The sequence below is a fragment of the Stutzerimonas stutzeri RCH2 genome, from assembly GCF_000327065.1.
Lineage (GTDB): Bacteria > Pseudomonadota > Gammaproteobacteria > Pseudomonadales > Pseudomonadaceae > Stutzerimonas > Stutzerimonas stutzeri_AE.
Genome location: NC_019936.1, coordinates 3419131 through 3437139, shown reverse-complemented (window position 1 = coordinate 3437139; position 18009 = coordinate 3419131). Strand labels below are relative to the sequence as shown.

The following is an 18009-nucleotide window of genomic DNA, read 5'->3' as shown; positions in this document are numbered from 1 at the left end:
CGTATGTTGCGATCCATGCCCAACGGCAGCCTGCTGATGCTGGTGCTGTTCGTTGGCGTTTTGCTGTCGGCGATTGCTGTCGCTTACTGTGCGCATTGGAATCGCCAGCTGCTCAACGAGCTTTACGGTGAGCTCAGCGTGCGAGACAAGGCGCAGGCAGAGTGGGGGCGCTTGATCCTCGAGCAGAGCACCTGGACGGCTCACAGCCGCATCGAAACGCTGGCGACCGAGCAGCTGCGCATGCATATCCCCGCGGCTGCAGACGTCAGGCTGGTGAAGCCATGATGAATCTTCAGGGCGCGCTCTATCCATGGCGTTTTCGCATCGTACTGACGCTGCTGGCGCTGCTCGTGGGGGCGATCTCCTGGCGTATCGTGGACCTTCAGGTGATGGACCAAGGCTTCCTCAAGGGGCAGGGGGATGCGCGCAGCGTTCGGCATATCCCGATTCCGGCGCACCGTGGCCTGATCACCGACCGTAACGGCGAGCCTCTTGCGGTGAGCACGCCGGTGACAACGCTCTGGGGTAATCCGAAAGAGCTGCAGGCGGCACGCGCGCGCTGGCCCGAGCTGGCCAAGGCGCTGGGGCAGGATGCCGCGACTCTTAGCGAGCGTCTGCAGGCGCAGGCGTCCCGTGAGTTCATCTATCTGGTACGCGGCCTGACCCCTGAGCAGGGGCAGGACATACTCGACCTGAAGATCCCGGGGGTTTATGCCCAGGAAGAGTTCCGTCGTTTCTATCCGGCTGGCGAAGTGGCCGCGCATGTAGTGGGCTTCACCGACATCGATGATCGTGGGCGCGAAGGCATGGAGCTCGCCTATGACGAGTGGCTTGCTGGCGTGCCGGGCAAGCGTCAGGTGCTCAAGGACCGCCGCGGACGCCTGATCAAGGATGTCCAGGTAACGAAGAACGCCAAGGCGGGCAAGGCCATGGCGTTGTCGATCGACCTTCGACTGCAGTACCTCGCGCATAGCGAGCTGCGCAATGTCGTACATGAGTACGGAGCCAAGGCCGCCAGCCTGGTGATGGTCGACGTCAAGACCGGCGAAATCCTCGCCATGGCCAACCAGCCCACCTACAACCCGAACAATCGTCGCAACTTGCAGCCGGCTGCCATGCGCAATCGCGCCATGATCGACGTCTTCGAGCCGGGCTCGACGGTCAAGCCGTTCAGCATTGCCGCCGCGCTGGGCACTGGCAAATATCAGCCGGATTCAGTCGTCAACACGCTACCCGGCTGGATGCGCATTGGCCGTTACACCATCCGCGACGTTTCCCGCGGCGGCATGCTTTCGTTGACCGGCATCCTGATGAAGTCGAGCAACGTGGGTATCAGCAAGATCGCCCTGGATATCGGCGCCGAGCCTGTATATGCCGTGATGCAGCAGGCTGGTTTCGGCCAGGATACCGGGCTCGGCTTCCCAGGCGAGCGGGTGGGCAACCTGCCCAATCACCGCAAATGGCGAGACGCCGAGACCGCATCGTTGGCCTATGGCTATGGCTTGTCGGTGACGGCTGTTCAGCTCGCCCATGCCTATGCGGTGCTGGGTAACCAGGGCTCCAATGTGCCGCTTTCTCTATTGCGCCTGGATCGGGCTCAGGATGGTGTGCAGGTCATCGACAAGCACATTTCCGGCATTGTTCTGCAGATGCTGCGCGCCGTCGTCGAAGAGGAAGGTGGCGGTGGCGCGCGTGCCAAGGTGCCTGGCTATCAGGTAGGCGGCAAGAGCGGTACCGCGAAGAAGATCTCCGGCACCGGCGGCTATACCAAGGACGCCTATCGCTCGTTCTTTGCTGGGGTTGCGCCGCTTTCCAATCCGCGGATCGCCGCGGTGGTCGTCGTGGATGAGCCAAGCAAGGGTCAGTACTACGGCGGTCTGGTTGCGGCGCCGGTATTCGGCAAGGTCATGGCCCGTGCCCTGCGGCTGATGAACGTTGCACCGGACAATCTGCCGCCGCCTGCCGAGCTGCAGACTGCCGAAGCGGCAAAAGGCAAGGGAGGGCGCATCTGATGCCGATGCCATTGAATCACCTGCTGCCTCAGGCTGGCAGCGATGTGCTGATCCGCGAACTCACGCTCGACAGTCGCAAGGTCCGCGGCGGCGATCTGTTCCTGGCGGTACCGGGCTTGCAGTTCGACGGCCGAGATCACGCGCAGGATGCCATCGCTCGCGGTGCTGCTGCGGTTGCATATGAGGCGGAAGGCCTCGTTCAGCCCTTGGTCGGCGAGGCTGTGATGGTGCCCGTGCAGCATCTGGCCAGCCAGCTGTCGGCAATTGCCGGACGCTTTTACGGCGAGCCGAGCCGCAACATGCGCCTGGTCGGCGTCACCGGGACCAACGGCAAGACCAGCGTCAGTCAGCTGATCGCCCAGGCGCTCGACCGTCTCGGTGAGCCCTGCGGCATCATCGGTACGCTGGGCACCGGCTTCCATGGTCAGCTGGAGTTGGGACGACATACCACTCCGGACGCGATCGGCGTGCAGGCGACATTGGCCAACCTGAAGCAGGAAGGCGCGCGTGCGGTGGCGATGGAGGTGTCGTCCCATGGTTTGGATCAGGGGCGCGTCGCTGCACTGGATTTCGATGTCGCCGTGTTCACCAACCTGTCGCGTGATCACCTCGATTACCACGGCACCATGGAGGCCTACGGGGCCGCCAAGGCGCGCCTGTTCAACGTGCCCGGCCTGCGCTGCCGGGTCATCAATCTCGACGATGGCTTCGGTCGTGCGCTGGCCGGCGAAGATCGCGAGTCGCGGCTGATTACCTACAGCCTGGAGGACCCCTCGGCGTACCTCTACTGCGCCGAGGCCCGGCTCGATGACGACGGCATCCATGCGCGTCTGATCACGCCGCAGGGCGAGCGCTCCATGCGCAGCCCGTTGCTGGGGCGCTTCAATGTGAGCAATGTGCTGGCTGCCGTTGGGGCTCTGCTCGGGATGGACTATGCGCTGGATGAAATCCTCGCGGTGCTGCCAGAGCTGGAGGGCCCTGCTGGACGCATGCAGCGCCTCGGCGGCGGCGACCATCCGCTGATCGTCGTCGACTATGCGCATACGCCCGATGCCCTTGAAAAAGTCCTGACTGCGCTGCGTCCGCATGCGCGTGGCCGGCTGCTCTGCCTGTTCGGTTGTGGTGGCGACCGTGACACCGGCAAGCGGCCACTGATGGCCGAGGTGGCCGAGCGGCTGGCCGATGGCATCGTGGTTACCGATGACAATCCGCGCAACGAGGCGCCGGAACGCATTGTCGAGGATATCCGGTCAGGTTTCGTCAATCCTGCGGCGGCGACGTTCGCTCATGGCCGCGCTCAGGCGATTGCCGGCCTGATAGCGACAGCCCACGCCGAGGATGTCGTGGTTCTCGCTGGCAAAGGCCATGAGGACTATCAGGAGATCCGCGGCGAGCGCCTGCCGTTCTCCGACATAGAAGAAGCCTGCAAGGCACTTTCCATCTGGGAGAAACCCAATGCTTGACGCGATGCGCCTGAGCGAGCTGCAGCAGCCGTTGTCTGGCCGCCTGGTTGGGGCGGATGTCAGCTTCGCAGCGGTCAGTACCGATAGCCGGGCGATCGAGCCGGGCCAGCTGTTCATCGCATTGACCGGGCCCCGTTTCGATGGACACGCCTATCTGGCAGATGTCGCTGCAAAAGGTGCCGTCGCTGCGCTCGTCGAGCGTGAAATCGAGACCTCAACGCTGCCTCAGTTGGTCGTCGCCGATACCCGTCTGGCGCTCGGACTGCTGGGTGCCAGCAATCGCAACGCCTTCAACGGGCCGGTTGCCGCGATCACCGGCTCCAGCGGCAAGACCAGCGTCAAGGAAATGCTCGCCAGCATTCTGCGTAGCGCGTACGGACAGAACGCCGTGCTGGCGACTCGCGGCAATCTCAATAACGATCTGGGCGCGCCACTGACGCTGCTCGAGCTGTGCGACGAGCACCGTGCTGCGGTTATCGAACTCGGCGCGTCGCGGCCAGGTGACATCGCCTACACCGTGAAGCTGGTGCGTCCGGATGTCAGTCTGATCACCAACGCCGGGAGCGCCCATGTCGGTGAGTTCGGTGGCCCGCACAAGATCGTCGAAGCCAAAGGCGAGATTCTCGACGGTTTGAGTGAAAGCGGCATTGCCGTGCTGAATCGTGATGACAAGGCCTACCCGATCTGGGCCGAGCGTGTCGCCGGCAAGCGCATCGTTTCGTTTGGTCTGGACAACCCGCTTGCCGATTTCTCCGCCGGTTCGATCGCCTACGATCAGCGCGGTTGCCCGAGCTTCGTGCTGACTGGCCCGCTGGGCAATCTTCGCATCCAGCTCAATCTGCTCGGCCGGCACAACGTCGCCAACGCCTTGGCGGCAGCCGCGGCGGCTTATGCGCTGGGTGTCGACGCCGATGCCGTGGTTGCCGGGTTGCAGCAGCTGCAGCCGGTAAAGGGCCGCGCTGTGGCGCAGATGCTGGCCAATGGCGTGCGTCTGATCGACGACAGCTACAACGCCAATCCGGCATCAATCTGCGCCGCGATCGACGTGCTGGCCAGCTTCGCCGGGCGCACCATCCTGGTATTGGGTGACATGGGCGAGCTGGGCGAGTGGGCTGAACAGGGCCATCGCGAAGTAGGCGCGTACGCGGTAGGCAAGGTCGACACCCTCTATGCGGTAGGGCCGCTGATGGCTCATGCGGTTCAGGCGTTCGGTCCCGGGGCGCGGCATTTTGCCGACCAGGCCAGCCTCATCGACAGCCTGCGTGCCGAACAGGGCAGCGGCACCACCATTCTGATCAAGGGCTCGCGTAGCGCGGCGATGGACAAAGTCGTCGATGCGCTCGCCGGGCCATCCATGGAGAAACACTGATGCTGCTGCTGCTCGCCGAGTATCTGCAACAGTTCCACAAGGGCTTCGCGGTCTTCCAGTACCTGTCGCTGCGTGGAATTCTCGGCGTACTCACTGCGCTCGTGCTGTCGCTGTGGATGGGCCCCTGGCTGATCCGCACGCTGCAGCTGCGCCAGATCGGGCAGTCGGTGCGTACCGATGGGCCACAGTCTCACCTGTCGAAATCCGGCACGCCAACCATGGGCGGCGCGCTGATCCTCAGCGCCATCGGCATCAGTACGTTGCTATGGGCCGACCTGTCCAACCGCTACGTGTGGGTCGTGCTGGCGGTGACCTTGCTGTTCGGTGCCATCGGCTGGGTCGATGACTACCGCAAGGTGATCGAGAAGAATTCCCGCGGGCTGCCTAGTCGCTGGAAGTACTTCTGGCAGTCGGTGTTCGGTCTTGGCGCCGCCGTCTTCCTTTATATGACCGCGCAGACCCCGGTCGAAACCACGCTGATCCTGCCGCTGCTGAAGAATATCGAGATCCCGCTGGGAATCGGCTTCGTGGTGCTGACCTATTTCGTCATCGTCGGTTCGAGCAATGCGGTCAATCTCACCGACGGACTGGATGGTCTGGCGATCATGCCGACGGTGATGGTCGGCGGCGGCCTGGGCATCTTCTGCTATCTGTCCGGCAACGTGAATTTCGCCGAGTACCTGTTGATCCCGTATATCCCGGGCGCTGGCGAACTGATCGTGTTCTGCGGCGCGCTGATCGGTGCCGGCCTTGGCTTCCTCTGGTTCAACACCTATCCGGCACAGGTTTTCATGGGCGATGTCGGCGCACTGGCGCTGGGCGCCGCGTTGGGCACCATTGCGGTGATCGTTCGCCAGGAAGTGGTGCTGTTCATCATGGGCGGTGTGTTCGTGATGGAAACCCTGTCGGTGATGATCCAGGTCGCCAGCTTCAAGCTGACCGGCAAGCGTGTGTTCCGCATGGCGCCGATCCATCACCATTTCGAACTCAAAGGCTGGCCCGAACCTCGGGTAATCGTGCGCTTCTGGATCATTACCGTGATTCTGGTGCTCGTTGGCCTCGCCACCCTGAAGTTGAGGTAATCAAGAGTGCTCATCGCTTCCGACCAGTTCCGCATCGTTGTCGGCCTCGGCAAGAGCGGCATGTCCCTGGTACGCCATCTGGCGCGCCGCGGCCTGCCGTTTGCCGTTGCCGATACTCGTGCGAACCCACCGGAACTGGCGACGCTCAAGGCCGAATACCCGGACGTGCAGGTGCGCTGTGGCGAGCTGGATGTAGAGTTCCTCTGCGCTGCCAGCGAGTTGCTGGTGAGCCCGGGGCTCGCGGTCAGCACTCCGGCACTGCAGGAAGCGGCCGCCCGCGGCGTCAAGCTGTCAGGCGATATCGAACTGTTCGCCCGCGAAGCCAAAGCCCCGATCATTGCGATCACCGGTTCCAATGCCAAGAGCACTGTGACCACGCTGGTCGGCGAGATGGCCGCAGCGGCCGGCCGCAAGGTGGCGGTCGGCGGTAACCTCGGTACACCGGCACTCGACCTGCTTGCTGATGATGTCGAACTCTATGTCCTGGAACTGTCCAGCTTCCAGTTGGAAACCACCGGGCAGCTCAACGCTGAGGTGGCGACCTGCCTGAATATCAGCGAAGACCACATGGATCGCTACAGCGGGCTGCCGGCTTACCATCAGGCCAAGCATCGGATCTTCCGCGGCGCTCGGCAGGTGGTGGTCAATCGCGACGATCGCCTTAGCCGTCCACTGATAGGCGACGAAGTGCCTACCTGGACGTTCGGCCTTGGCAAGCCTGATTTCAAGGGCTTCGGACTGTTCGAAGAGAAGGGCGAAAAGTACCTGGCATTCCAGTTCGAAGCGCTGATGCCGGTTCGCGAACTGAAGATGCGTGGCGCGCACAATCAATCCAACGCGCTGGCCGCGCTGGCGCTGGGGCATGCGGTTGGTCTGCCGTTCGCGCCAATGCTCGAAACCCTGCGTCGGTTCACCGGGTTGCCGCACCGCTGCCAATGGGTGGGACAGCGTGGCGACGTCAGCTACTACGACGATTCCAAGGCGACCAATGTCGGCGCGGCGCTGGCCGCGATCGAAGGCCTGGGCGCCGATATCGACGGCAAGCTGGTGCTGATTGCCGGTGGCGACGGCAAGGGTGCGGATTTCTCAGGATTGCGCGCACCGGTCGCACGTTACTGCCGTGCCGTGGTGTTGCTCGGCCGCGACGCGCAGCGTCTGGCCGACACGCTGGACGATGCGACGACGCTACTGCATGTGGCCAGTCTGGAAGAAGCGGTGCGGCGTGCCGCCGACTGCGCCGAGGCGGGCGATGCGGTACTGCTCTCGCCGGCTTGTGCCAGCCTGGACATGTTCAAGAATTTCGAAGAGCGCGGCCGTTTGTTTGCCGCTGCGGTGGAGGCGCTCAGCTGATGCTCGCCTTCCTGCGCAACGCACCTTCACCCTTGTTTGGCCGCCGTGGCGTGGATCTGGACTTCCCCATGCTTGCCGGTTGCCTGGCGTTGCTCGGTCTGGGGCTGGTGATGATCACCTCGGCTTCCTCCGAGGTCGCCGCGGTCAATTCCGGCAGTCCGCTGTACCACATGATTCGTCACCTGATCTATGTGCTGCTCGGCCTCGGTGCCGCTGCCGCGATGTTGCTCGTGCCGCTTTCGGTCTGGCAGCGGCTGGACTGGATGCTGTTGCTGGCGGCATTCGGGCTGTTGATCCTGGTGCTGCTGCCAGGGATCGGCCGCGAGGTGAACGGCTCCATGCGCTGGATCGGTTTCGGTGCATTCAACGTGCAACCGTCAGAACTGGCCAAGGTTTTCGTGGTGATCTACCTGGCCGGATATCTGGTGCGTCGCCAGGAGGAAGTTCGCGAGAGCCTGTGGGGCTTCGCCAAGCCGTTCCTGGTGCTGCTGCCGATGGCGTTCCTGCTACTGATGGAGCCGGACTTCGGCGCCACGGTGGTGATGATGGGCGCTGCAGTGGCCATGCTGTTTCTTGGTGGCGTAGGCATGATCCGCTTCAGCCTGCTGGTGATCGCCGCGGTCGGAGCGGTGGTAGTGCTGGTGCAGACCCAGGAGTATCGCCTGCAGCGTCTGATCACCTTCACTGACCCCTGGGCCGATCAGTACGGTGCCGGCTACCAGCTGACCCAGGCGCTGATCGCCTTCGGGCGTGGCGAGTGGTTCGGCGTCGGCCTCGGTAACAGCGTGCAGAAGCAGTTCTACCTGCCGGAAGCGCATACCGACTTCGTCTTCTCGGTGCTGGCCGAGGAGCTGGGCATGGTCGGTGCGCTGGCGACCATCGCCCTGTTTGCCTTCGTCGGCGTGCGAGCCCTCTACATCGGCCTCTGGGCAGAGAAGGCCCGACAGTTCTTCGCCGCCTATGTCGCCTGGGGCCTGGCGTTCCTCTGGCTCGGTCAGTTCCTCATCAATGTCGGGGTGAATGTCGGCCTGCTACCGACCAAGGGCCTGACGCTGCCATTCCTCAGCTACGGCGGTAGTTCGCTGGTGGTGACCTGCGCCAGCATGGCGCTGCTGCTGCGTATCGAGTGGGAGAGTCGCACCGTGCTCGGCAGCGAGGACACCGAGTTCGATGAAGCGGATTTTGCCGAGCCGCCGAGCAAGGAGGTCGCTCATGGCCGCTAATGTGCTGATCATGGCGGGCGGCACCGGTGGTCACGTCTTCCCGGCACTGGCCTGCGCGCGCGAGTTCCAGGCGCGTGGCTATTCCGTGCATTGGCTCGGCACCCCACGCGGCATCGAAAACGAGCTGGTCCCGGCCGCGGGGCTGCCACTGCATCTGATTCAGATCAGCGGCTTGCGCGGCAAGAACCTCGCCTCGCTGATCAAGGCACCGCTGCAGCTGGTCCGCTCGCTGTTCCAGGCTCGCCGCATTATTCGCGAGCTGCGTCCGGTGTGCGTGCTGGGGCTGGGCGGCTACGTCACCGGTCCGGGTGGTCTGGCGGCCAAGCTGGCCGGTGTGCCACTGGTGATTCACGAGCAGAACGCGGTGGCCGGCACCGCCAACCGCAGCCTGGTGCCGCTGGCGAGTCGTGTCTGCGAAGCCTTTCCGGATACCTTCAAGGCCAGCGCCAAGCGCCGCACCACCGGCAATCCTGTACGTGAAGAGCTTTTTCTGGAAACCCCTCGCGACACCCTTATTGGTCGCCGGCCCCGTCTGTTGGTGCTGGGCGGCAGCCTGGGTGCCGAACCGTTGAACAAGCTGTTGCCTGCCGCGTTGGCCCAACTGCCGGTGGAGCTGCGTCCGGAAGTGTTCCATCAGGCCGGGAAGCAGCACGCCGAGCTGACTACGCAGCGCTACGCAGAAGCTGCGGTCGAGGCCGAGGTCGCACCTTTCATCAAGGATATGGCGCGCGCCTATGCCTGGGCCGATCTGGTGATCTGCCGTGCCGGTGCGCTCACCGTCTGCGAGCTGGCCGCCGCTGGCCTGCCGTCGTTCCTGGTGCCGTTGCCCCACGCGATCGACGATCACCAGACACGCAATGCCGAATATCTGGCGAAGGAGGGCGCTGCCGTTCTTCTGCCACAAGCCAAGACTGATGCGGCCGCGCTCGCCGCTCAGCTGACCGAGGTAATGATGCAGCCGGAAAAACTCAAGGCCATGGGGGCCACTGCGCGCCGCCTGGCCCGGCCCGACGCCACCCGCAGCGTGGTCGAAATCTGCCTGGAGGTGGCCCATGGCTAAGTCTCCCGCCGCGGTGAAAGCGGAAGTACGCCGCATGCGCCGCATTCGCCGCATCCACTTCGTCGGTATCGGCGGGGTTGGCATGTGCGGCATCGCCGAGGTGTTGCTCAATCTCGGCTACGAGGTTTCCGGTTCCGATCTCAAGGAATCTGCCAGTACCGACCGCCTGCAGAGTTTCGGGGCGCAGATCTTCATCGGCCATCAGGCCGGTAATGTCGCTGGCGCTGACGTGCTGGTAGTGTCCAGCGCCGTCAACTCGGCCAACCCGGAAGTCGCCCTGGCGCTCGAGCAGCGCATCCCGGTCGTACCGCGCGCGGAGATGCTGGCCGAGCTGATGCGCTATCGCCACGGCATTGCCGTTGCCGGCACTCATGGCAAGACCACCACTACCAGCCTGCTGGCTTCGGTATTTGCTGCCGGCGGGCTTGATCCAACCTTCGTCATCGGCGGTCGCCTGACCGCGGCCGGGACCAACGCCCAGCTGGGTAGCAGCCGTTACCTTATCGCCGAGGCGGACGAGAGCGATGCCAGCTTCCTCCACCTGCAGCCGATGGTGGCGGTGGTGACCAACATCGACGCCGACCATATGAGCACCTATGGCGGCGACTTCGGCAAGCTGAAGAAGACCTTCGTCGAGTTCCTGCACAACCTGCCGTTCTACGGGCTGGCCGTGCTTTGTGTCGACGATCCGGTGGTGCGCGAGATCATTCCGCAGATCGGCCGGCCCACCACTACCTACGGTTTCAGCGAAGATGCGGACGTGCGCGCCATCAACGTTCGCCAGGAAGGCATGCGTACCTACTTCACCGTGCTGCGCGACGGCTGCGAGCCGCTGGACGTGTCGGTGCACATGCCTGGCAATCACAACGTGCTCAACGCCCTGGCGACGATCGCCATTGCCACCGACGAAGGCATCGACGACGAGGCCATCATCCAGGGCCTGGCCGAGTTCGCTGGCGTCGGCCGTCGCTTTCAGGTCTATGGTGACCTGCCGGTCGAGAATGGCAGCGTGATGCTGGTCGACGACTACGGCCACCATCCGCGTGAGGTGGCTGCGGTGATCAAGGCCGTACGTGGCGGCTGGCCGGAGCGGCGCCTGGTGATGGTCTACCAGCCTCATCGTTACAGCCGTACTCGTGACCTCTACGACGATTTCGTGCAGGTACTGGGCGAATCCAACGTGCTGCTGCTGATGGAGGTCTACCCGGCCGGTGAAGACCCGATTCCCGGCGCCGACAGCCGCCAGCTGTGCCACAGCATCCGCCAGCGCGGGCAGCTCGATCCGATCTATGTCGAGCGTGGCGTCGACCTGGCGCCGCTGGTCAAGCCGCTGCTGCGCGCTGGCGACATCCTGCTCTGCCAGGGCGCCGGCGATATCGGCGGACTGGCGCCGCAACTGCTGAGAAGCCCGCTGTTCGGTGGCGATGGCTCCACGAGGAAACCCCAATGAGCGCCCTGCATTCGATTCGTGATCCGAAAACGTTCGGCCGCGTCGCCGTACTCTTCGGCGGCAAGAGCGCCGAACGCGAAGTCTCCCTGAAATCCGGCGCCGCAGTGCTTGCCGCCTTGCAGGAAGCAGGTGTGGACGCCTTTGGCATCGATGCGGGTGACGATCTGCTGCAGCGCCTGAGCAACGAACCGATCGATCGTGCCTTCATCGTCCTGCACGGCCGTGGCGGTGAGGACGGCAGCATGCAGGGACTGCTGGAGTGCGCGGGCATTCCCTACACCGGCAGCGGCATCCTGGCCTCGGCGCTGGCCATGGACAAGCTGCGCACCAAACAGGTCTGGCAGAGCCTTGGCCTGCCAACGCCGCAACATGCCGTGCTGGCTAGCGAGGGCGATTGCCGGGCTGCGGCCGAAACGCTCGGCTTTCCACTGATCGTCAAGCCGGCGCATGAAGGCTCGAGCATTGGCATGGCCAAGGTTGGTGCACTCGCCGAACTGATTGACGCGTGGCGTGCTGCCAGTAGCTACGACTCGCAAGTGCTGGTCGAGCAGTGGATCCAGGGCCCGGAGTTCACCGTGGCCGTGTTGCATGGCCAGGTGCTGCCGCCGATTGGCCTGGGCACACCGCACAGCTTCTACGACTACGACGCCAAGTACCTCGCGTCCGATACCCAATACCGGATTCCCTGCGGCCTGGACGCCGCGCGTGAAGACGAGCTCAAGGCTCTCTCGGCCCGCGCCTGTGAGGCGGTCGGTATCCGCGGTTGGGCGCGGGTCGATGTCATGCAGGACGCCGCCGGAAATTTCTGGCTGCTGGAAGTGAATACCGTGCCCGGCATGACCGATCACAGCCTGGTGCCGATGGCGGCACGCGCTGCTGGGCTGGATTTCCAGCAGCTGGTTCTGAGCATTCTCGATGACAGCCTCGAGGCGGGGAGCTAGCCATGATCGCCACGCTGCGCCATTCGCAACCCGCTAGCGGCCGCGCTTCACGCAAGCCCGCGCAACGGGGTGCGAGCCGCCTGGTGCAACCGCAGCCGCTGTCGCAGCGCCTGCCAAAGCTGAACTTCGCCGGGCTTAAGCGTTTCGTCTGGCCGGTGCTGCTGGTCGGGCTGGCGGTCGGTTTGTACGAGCTGGGTGAGCGCCTGCTGCCCTACGCCGATCGGCCGATCGCCAAGGTCAGCGTGCAGGGCGAGCTGGGCTATGTCAGTCGTGAGGCGGTCCAGCAGCGCATCGCGCCTTTCGTCGAGCAGAGCTTCTTCAAGGTTGATCTGAACGGCATGCGTCACCAACTCGAACAGATGCCATGGATCGCTCATGTCGAAGTTCGCCGCGTCTGGCCGGACCAGGTGATGGTGCGTCTGGATGAGCAATTGCCGATCGCCCGTTGGGGCGGTGAAGCATTGCTTAACAATAAAGGACAGGCTTTCTCGCCGGATGACCTGAGCCGATATGAACACTTGCCACATTTATATGGTCCGAAGCGGGCCCAGCAGCGGGTCATGCAGCAGTACCAGATGCTCAGCCAGATGCTGCGTCCGCTGGGGTTCTCCATCTCCCGTCTCGAGTTGCGTGAGCGCGGGAGCTGGTTTCTGACCACCAACCAGGGCATCGAGTTGCTGTTGGGCAGGGACCAGGTTGTAGAAAAAATGCGTCGTTTCACTGCCATCTATCAAAAGGCACTGGAGCAGGAAAGCGAGAAAATCGCACGGATCGATCTGCGCTACGCGAACGGCCTGGCCGTCGCCTGGCATGAGCCGGTCCCGACTGCGACGGATACGACCGTCGCTGCGAGGAATTGAGGAATGAAACACATGTCGAGCGTGCAAAGCGGCAAGATGATCGTCGGCCTGGACATTGGCACCTCCAAGGTAGTGGCACTGGTGGGTGAAGTGACCGCGGACGGCGAGCTGGAGATCGTGGGTATCGGTACCCATCCTTCACGCGGTTTGAAGAAGGGCGTAGTGGTCAATATCGAGTCCACCGTTCAGTCGATCCAGCGCGCTATCGAAGAAGCCCAGCTGATGGCTGGCTGCCGTATCCATTCGGCCTTTGTCGGTCTGGCCGGTAACCATATCCGCAGTCTGAACTCCCACGGCATCGTGGCGATCCGTGATCGCGAGGTCAGCAGCGCCGACCTGGAACGCGTCCTCGATGCCGCCCAGGCCGTGGCAATCCCCGCCGACCAGCGTGTGCTGCACACCCTGCCGCAGGATTATGTGATCGACAATCAGGAAGGCGTACGTGAGCCCCTGGGCATGTCCGGCGTGCGTCTGGAAGCCAAAGTCCACGTGGTCACCTGTGCGGTGAACGCCGCGCAGAATGTCGAGAAGTGCGTGCGTCGCTGCGGCCTCGAGGTCGACGACATCATTCTCGAACAGTTGGCTTCGGCGCATGCCGTGCTGACCGATGACGAGAAAGAGCTGGGCGTCTGCCTGGTGGATATCGGCGGTGGCACCACCGATATCTGCATCTTCACCGAAGGCGCGATCCGCCACACGGCGGTCATCCCGATTGCTGGCGACCAGGTCACCAATGACATCGCCATGGCTCTGCGTACCCCGACCCAGTATGCCGAGGAGATCAAGATTCGCTATGCTTGCGCGCTTGCCAAGCTGGCCGGCGCGGGCGAGACCATCAAGGTCCCCAGCGTAGGCGATCGCCCGCCGCGCGAACTCTCGCGGCAGGCTCTGGCAGAGGTCGTTGAGCCACGTTATGACGAGCTCTTCACCCTGATCCAGGCCGAACTGCGGCGCAGCGGTTATGAGGATCTGGTCCCGGCCGGGATCGTTCTCACCGGCGGTACAGCGAAGATGGAAGGAGCCGTCGACCTGGCCGAGGAAATCTTTCACATGCCGGTGCGCCTTGGCGTGCCGCACAGCGTCAAGGGACTGAGCGACGTAGTACGTAACCCAATCTATTCGACCGGCGTGGGCCTGCTGTTGTACGGACTGCACAAGCAGGCCGACGGCATTCCCGTACCCGGTATCGGCAGTTTCGCCGAAGAATCAAAGACATCTGTTCTGGATCGGCTCAAAGGCTGGATTCAGGGCAATTTTTAAGCAGTGCGCTGTAAAACCAAAACTAGAAAGCTGGAAGGAGAGAGGGAAATGTTCGAACTCGTAGATCATACCCCGCAAAGTGCAGTCATCAAGGTCATCGGTGTCGGTGGCGGTGGCGGCAATGCCGTGAACCATATGGTTCGCAACAACGTCGAAGGCGTCGAATTCATCTGCGCCAACACCGACGCCCAGGCGCTGAAGAAGGTCGAAGCGCGCACCGTGCTGCAGCTCGGCTCCGCCATCACCAAGGGCCTCGGCGCTGGTACCAATCCTGACATCGGCCGCCAGGCCGCGATGGAAGACCGTGAGCGCATCGCCGAAGTGCTGGAAGGTGCGGACATGGTGTTCATCACCACCGGCATGGGCGGCGGTACCGGTACCGGTGCTGCCCCGATCATCGCTTCGGTCGCCAAGGAAATGGGCATCCTGACCGTGGCCGTGGTCACCCGTCCGTTCCCCTTCGAAGGCCGTCGCCGCATGCAGGTTGCCGATGAGGGCATCCGTGCGCTGTCCGAGTGTGTTGACTCGCTGATCACCATTCCCAACGAGAAGCTGCTGACCATTCTCGGCAAGGACGCCAGCCTGCTGGCAGCCTTCGCCAAGGCGGACGACGTGCTGGCTGGTGCGGTCCGTGGCATCTCCGACATCATGCAGCGTCCAGGCCTGATGAACGTCGACTTCGCTGACGTGAAAACTGTCATGGGCGAAATGGGCATGGCGATGATGGGCACCGGTTGCTCGACCGGCCCCAACCGTGCTCGCGAAGCGACCGAAGCCGCTATCCGCAACCCGCTGCTGGAAGACGTCAACCTGCAGGGCGCACGTGGCATTCTGGTCAATATCACGGCTGGTCTGGACCTGTCGCTGGGCGAATACGCCGCAGTGGGTGAAATCATCGAAGCCTTCGCGTCCGATGAAGCCACCGTCAAGGTCGGTGCTGTCATCGATCCGGACATGGCCGATGAGCTGCATGTCACCGTTGTCGCCACCGGTCTCGGCCCGCGCAACGAAAAGCCGGTCAAGGTCGTCGACAATACCGTGCAGACCACCGTTGCCACTTCCGCCGCTCCGGCCCCGCGTCAGCATGAGCAGGCCGCAGTGAACTATCGGGACCTGGAGCGCCCGACCGTGATGCGTAATCAGGCGCATGCAGCTGCTACTGCAGCCAAGCTGAACCCTCAGGAAGATCTGGATTATCTGGATATTCCTGCGTTTCTGCGTCGTCAGGCCGATTGATTGAAGTTATCAGGAGTATTGTTGTGATTGGTGTTCAGCAAAGTGGGCTTCTGCTATTATCGCCCCCAATTGTTGAAAACTATTCGCAACTAGTGCTATAGCGAAGCAAAAGGCCATGATCAGACAACGCACCCTGAAGAACATCATTCGCGCCACCGGCGTCGGCTTGCATTCGGGAGAGAAGGTTTATCTCACCCTGAAACCGGCACCGGTGGACACCGGAATCGTGTTCTGTCGCACCGACCTCAACCCGCCCGTGGAGATTCCCGCGCGGGCCGAGAACGTTGGCGAAACCACCATGTCCACGACGCTGGTCAATGGTGACGTCAAGGTCGACACAGTGGAGCATCTGCTGTCGGCAATGGCCGGCCTGGGGATCGACAATGCCTACGTCGAACTCTCCGCGTCGGAAGTGCCGATCATGGACGGCAGCGCCGGGCCATTCGTATTCCTGATTCAATCCGCCGGCCTGCAGGAGCAGGACGCCCACAAGAAGTTCATCCGTATCAAGCGTGAAGTGACGGTCGAGGAGGGTGACAAGCGCGCTACCTTCCTGCCCTTCGACGGCTTCAAGGTGAGCTTCGAGATCGATTTCGATCACCCGGTTTTCAAGGGTCGCACCCAGACTGCCAGTGTGGATTTCTCGAGCACTTCCTTCGTCAAGGAAGTCAGCCGTGCACGTACCTTCGGGTTCATGCGCGACATCGAGTTCCTCCGCTCGCACAATCTGGCGCTCGGCGGCAGTGTTGAGAACGCCATCGTGGTGGACGAAACCAGTGTGCTCAACGAAGACGGTCTGCGTTATGAAGACGAATTCGTGAAGCACAAGATTCTCGATGCCATCGGTGATCTGTACTTGCTGGGCACCAGTCTGATCGGCGAATTCCGCGGCTATAAATCCGGACACGCGTTGAACAACCGCTTACTACGTACCCTGATGGAACAAAAGGATGCGTGGGAACTGGTGACCTTCGATGACCCGCAGACCGCACCGATCTCCTACATGCGTCCGGTGGCAGCCGGCTAAGCTGTACCTCTCTTCCTAAATTTAAGGCCACCCTCGGGTGGCCTTTTTTTATCTCTGTTTCAACCGTTTATACGCCGGTACTGGAGCGTTAAGCGCTCCGCTGTGCAGCCGGTCAGTTCATGCCGTCAAGCAGGCCCGCCAGATCGTCGGCGTGCTCTTCTTCCTGAGCAAGGATGTCCTCGAAGATGCGGCGAGTCGTTGGGTCCTTGTCACCGATGTACTGGACGATCTCGCGGTAGCTATCGATCGCAATGCGCTCGGCGACCAGGTTCTCGAAGACCATGTCACGCAGGCCGTTGCCTTCGGCATATTGCGCGTGAGCGCGCTCGGTGAGGTTGTCCGGATTGAAATCGGGTGCGCCACCGAGTTGCACGATACGCTCGGCGAGCCGGTCGGCGTGTTCCTGTTCCTCGTTGGCGTGCTCGAGGAATTCGGCGGCGGCTACGCTGGATTTGAGGCCGGTGGCCATGTAGTAGTGGCGCTTGTAGCGCAGGTAGCAGACCAGCTCGGTCGCCAGTGCTTCGTTGAGCAGATTGATCACGACTTCGCGGTCGGCGGAATAGCTCTCGGTGACGGCGCCATTCTCGACATGTTGGCGGGCCCGTTCACGCAGGCTCTGTTTGTCGCTCAGTTGTACATAACTCATCGCCATCTCCTGGTCTGGTTTGGCCGCTGTCGCGGTTCTTCACGGTTCGCCATTTGAGATCGGGATGCCGGCGAAAAGTTTAGCCGGCGACGTTTTCCGGCGGCGGAGATTCTGGCTGCGATTGGCCGGGGGCATGATCGTCGATCGGCACCGGCTTGTCCGGGTCTTCACGTTTGGGATTGCTGGGTGACGGCGGCTGCTGATTGGTCATGGTTGTATCTCAGCTGAGAGCCTTCAGTAGCTCATCCTTACGCATCTTCGAGCGGCCGCGAATGTCACGCTCGCGGGCCTTGTCCATTAGCTGGTCGCGGGTCATATCGGTAAGACTTGTACTGGATGACTTCGAGCTGCGCGCTGAGCCCTTGTTGGGCGACTTGCTCTTGCGCGCATCGGCGGCGCGATGGGCCGAATCCTTGCGGTCGGCGCGTTTGGCCGTCTCGCTCTTGCTTTTGCCAGAACCGCCCTTGCGTTCGCCGCCACCGGATTGTTTGTTGACCGTGGCCCAGGCGCGTGCTTCGGCCTCCTTCTCGGGTACGCCACGTTCTTCGTAGCTTTGCTCGATGTGCTCGGCCTTACGCTGTTGTGTGTCGGTGTACTTGGTTTTGTCCCCACGTGGCATGGCGGTCTCCTTTCTAGCGGGCGCGGAGCTCTGACGCGCTCGCGACGCTGCTTTCTGGTCAACCGCGATTATTGACCTGGTTTTCTTCGAGCTGCTTGCAGGTCAGGAAACCCTGGCCGTCCACCCGCCCTGTTCCATCGAAGCTGACGTAGTAGGGCTGCTGCTTGCCGTCATGATTGAGAATGTAGTCGTGGCAGAGGCCGGGCATTGCGGTTCGAGCACTGGTCCTGGAGGGCTCGCCGCCGATCGTCAGCACCCGTGCCTGGGACATACCGTTTTCCACATCGCGAACCAGAGGTTCATCACGGAACGTGATCCGGTCCAGCGGGTTCTGTACGTTGCCGGAACAGCCGACGAGCAACAATGTCGGGACGATGGCGTAAATGGTGCGATTGAACATTTGGAAGCCCT

18 protein-coding genes are annotated in these 18009 nt (G+C 62.7%); 14 read left to right on the top strand and 4 right to left on the bottom strand.

Annotation, left to right across the window (positions count from 1 at the left end; all coding sequences use genetic code 11):
* The first annotated feature begins 3 nt into the window (after positions 1 to 3).
* The 14 genes from ftsL to lpxC all read left to right on the top strand — a co-directional run bounded on the left by ftsL (position 4) and on the right by lpxC (position 16333).
* Positions 4 to 285 (top strand): cell division protein FtsL, encoded by a 282-nt coding sequence (gene ftsL / locus PSEST_RS15870; protein WP_375708257.1) that lies wholly within the window; start codon positions 4 to 6, stop codon positions 283 to 285.
* Entirely contained in the window at positions 285 to 2012 is a 1728-nt protein-coding gene (locus PSEST_RS15865; protein WP_041756747.1) for a peptidoglycan D,D-transpeptidase FtsI family protein, read from the top strand. Before ftsL ends, PSEST_RS15865 begins: the two co-directional genes overlap by 1 nt.
* Positions 2012 to 3475, top strand: a complete 1464-nt coding sequence (locus PSEST_RS15860; RefSeq protein WP_015277988.1) for a UDP-N-acetylmuramoyl-L-alanyl-D-glutamate--2,6-diaminopimelate ligase — start codon at positions 2012 to 2014, stop codon at positions 3473 to 3475. The genes PSEST_RS15865 and PSEST_RS15860 overlap by 1 nt, the downstream gene beginning before the upstream one ends.
* Positions 3468 to 4844, top strand: coding sequence for a UDP-N-acetylmuramoyl-tripeptide--D-alanyl-D-alanine ligase (locus PSEST_RS15855; protein WP_015277987.1), 1377 nt, complete (start codon positions 3468 to 3470; stop codon positions 4842 to 4844). The genes PSEST_RS15860 and PSEST_RS15855 overlap by 8 nt, the downstream gene beginning before the upstream one ends.
* On the top strand, positions 4844 to 5926 hold the full coding sequence (mraY, locus tag PSEST_RS15850; protein ID WP_015277986.1) for a phospho-N-acetylmuramoyl-pentapeptide-transferase: 1083 nt from the start codon (positions 4844 to 4846) through the stop codon (positions 5924 to 5926). Before PSEST_RS15855 ends, mraY begins: the two co-directional genes overlap by 1 nt.
* Before the next feature lie 6 nt (positions 5927 to 5932).
* The gene (gene murD / locus PSEST_RS15845) at positions 5933 to 7276 is read left to right on the top strand and encodes a UDP-N-acetylmuramoyl-L-alanine--D-glutamate ligase (protein ID WP_015277985.1); all 1344 of its coding nucleotides are present in this window, start codon (positions 5933 to 5935) and stop codon (positions 7274 to 7276) included.
* Positions 7276 to 8499: a putative lipid II flippase FtsW gene (gene ftsW / locus PSEST_RS15840; RefSeq protein WP_015277984.1), complete on the top strand. Its 1224-nt coding sequence runs from the start codon at positions 7276 to 7278 to the stop codon at positions 8497 to 8499. The genes murD and ftsW overlap by 1 nt, the downstream gene beginning before the upstream one ends.
* Positions 8489 to 9559: an undecaprenyldiphospho-muramoylpentapeptide beta-N-acetylglucosaminyltransferase gene (gene murG, locus PSEST_RS15835; protein WP_015277983.1), complete on the top strand. Its 1071-nt coding sequence runs from the start codon at positions 8489 to 8491 to the stop codon at positions 9557 to 9559. The genes ftsW and murG overlap by 11 nt, the downstream gene beginning before the upstream one ends.
* The gene (gene murC / locus PSEST_RS15830; protein WP_015277982.1) at positions 9552 to 11009 is read left to right on the top strand and encodes a UDP-N-acetylmuramate--L-alanine ligase; all 1458 of its coding nucleotides are present in this window, start codon (positions 9552 to 9554) and stop codon (positions 11007 to 11009) included. The genes murG and murC overlap by 8 nt, the downstream gene beginning before the upstream one ends.
* On the top strand, positions 11006 to 11950 hold the full coding sequence (locus tag PSEST_RS15825; protein ID WP_015277981.1) for a D-alanine--D-alanine ligase: 945 nt from the start codon (positions 11006 to 11008) through the stop codon (positions 11948 to 11950). Before murC ends, PSEST_RS15825 begins: the two co-directional genes overlap by 4 nt.
* A 2-nt stretch (positions 11951 to 11952) precedes the next feature.
* Positions 11953 to 12810 carry a cell division protein FtsQ/DivIB gene (locus tag PSEST_RS15820; RefSeq protein ID WP_015277980.1) on the top strand — a complete coding sequence of 286 codons (858 nt, stop codon included), beginning with the start codon at positions 11953 to 11955 and terminating at the stop codon, positions 12808 to 12810.
* Between the two features lie 12 nt (positions 12811 to 12822).
* Positions 12823 to 14070: a cell division protein FtsA gene (gene ftsA / locus PSEST_RS15815; protein ID WP_041756745.1), complete on the top strand. Its 1248-nt coding sequence runs from the start codon at positions 12823 to 12825 to the stop codon at positions 14068 to 14070.
* A gap of 48 nt (positions 14071 to 14118) precedes the next feature.
* Positions 14119 to 15306 (top strand): cell division protein FtsZ, encoded by a 1188-nt coding sequence (ftsZ, locus tag PSEST_RS15810; RefSeq protein WP_015277978.1) that lies wholly within the window; start codon positions 14119 to 14121, stop codon positions 15304 to 15306.
* 115 nt (positions 15307 to 15421) lie between these two features.
* Positions 15422 to 16333: a UDP-3-O-acyl-N-acetylglucosamine deacetylase gene (gene lpxC, locus PSEST_RS15805; RefSeq protein WP_003302766.1), complete on the top strand. Its 912-nt coding sequence runs from the start codon at positions 15422 to 15424 to the stop codon at positions 16331 to 16333.
* Positions 16334 to 16445: 112 nt separating this feature from the next.
* Here lpxC and PSEST_RS15800 read toward each other — a convergent pair whose 3' ends face one another.
* From PSEST_RS15800 to osmE, 4 genes are all read right to left on the bottom strand, one after another.
* A complete protein-coding gene (locus PSEST_RS15800) occupies positions 16446 to 16979 on the bottom strand; it encodes a ferritin-like domain-containing protein (RefSeq protein ID WP_015277977.1) in 534 nt (177 codons plus the stop codon).
* A 79-nt stretch (positions 16980 to 17058) separates the two neighbouring features.
* Entirely contained in the window at positions 17059 to 17190 is a 132-nt protein-coding gene (locus tag PSEST_RS22500) for a hypothetical protein (RefSeq protein ID WP_015277976.1), read from the bottom strand.
* A 9-nt stretch (positions 17191 to 17199) separates the two neighbouring features.
* Positions 17200 to 17598, bottom strand: a complete 399-nt coding sequence (locus PSEST_RS15795; RefSeq protein ID WP_015277975.1) for a Rho termination factor N-terminal domain-containing protein — start codon at positions 17596 to 17598, stop codon at positions 17200 to 17202.
* Between the two features lie 58 nt (positions 17599 to 17656).
* Positions 17657 to 17998, bottom strand: a complete 342-nt coding sequence (gene osmE, locus PSEST_RS15790; RefSeq protein ID WP_015277974.1) for an osmotically-inducible lipoprotein OsmE — start codon at positions 17996 to 17998, stop codon at positions 17657 to 17659.
* Between the last annotated feature and the right edge of the window lie 11 nt (positions 17999 to 18009).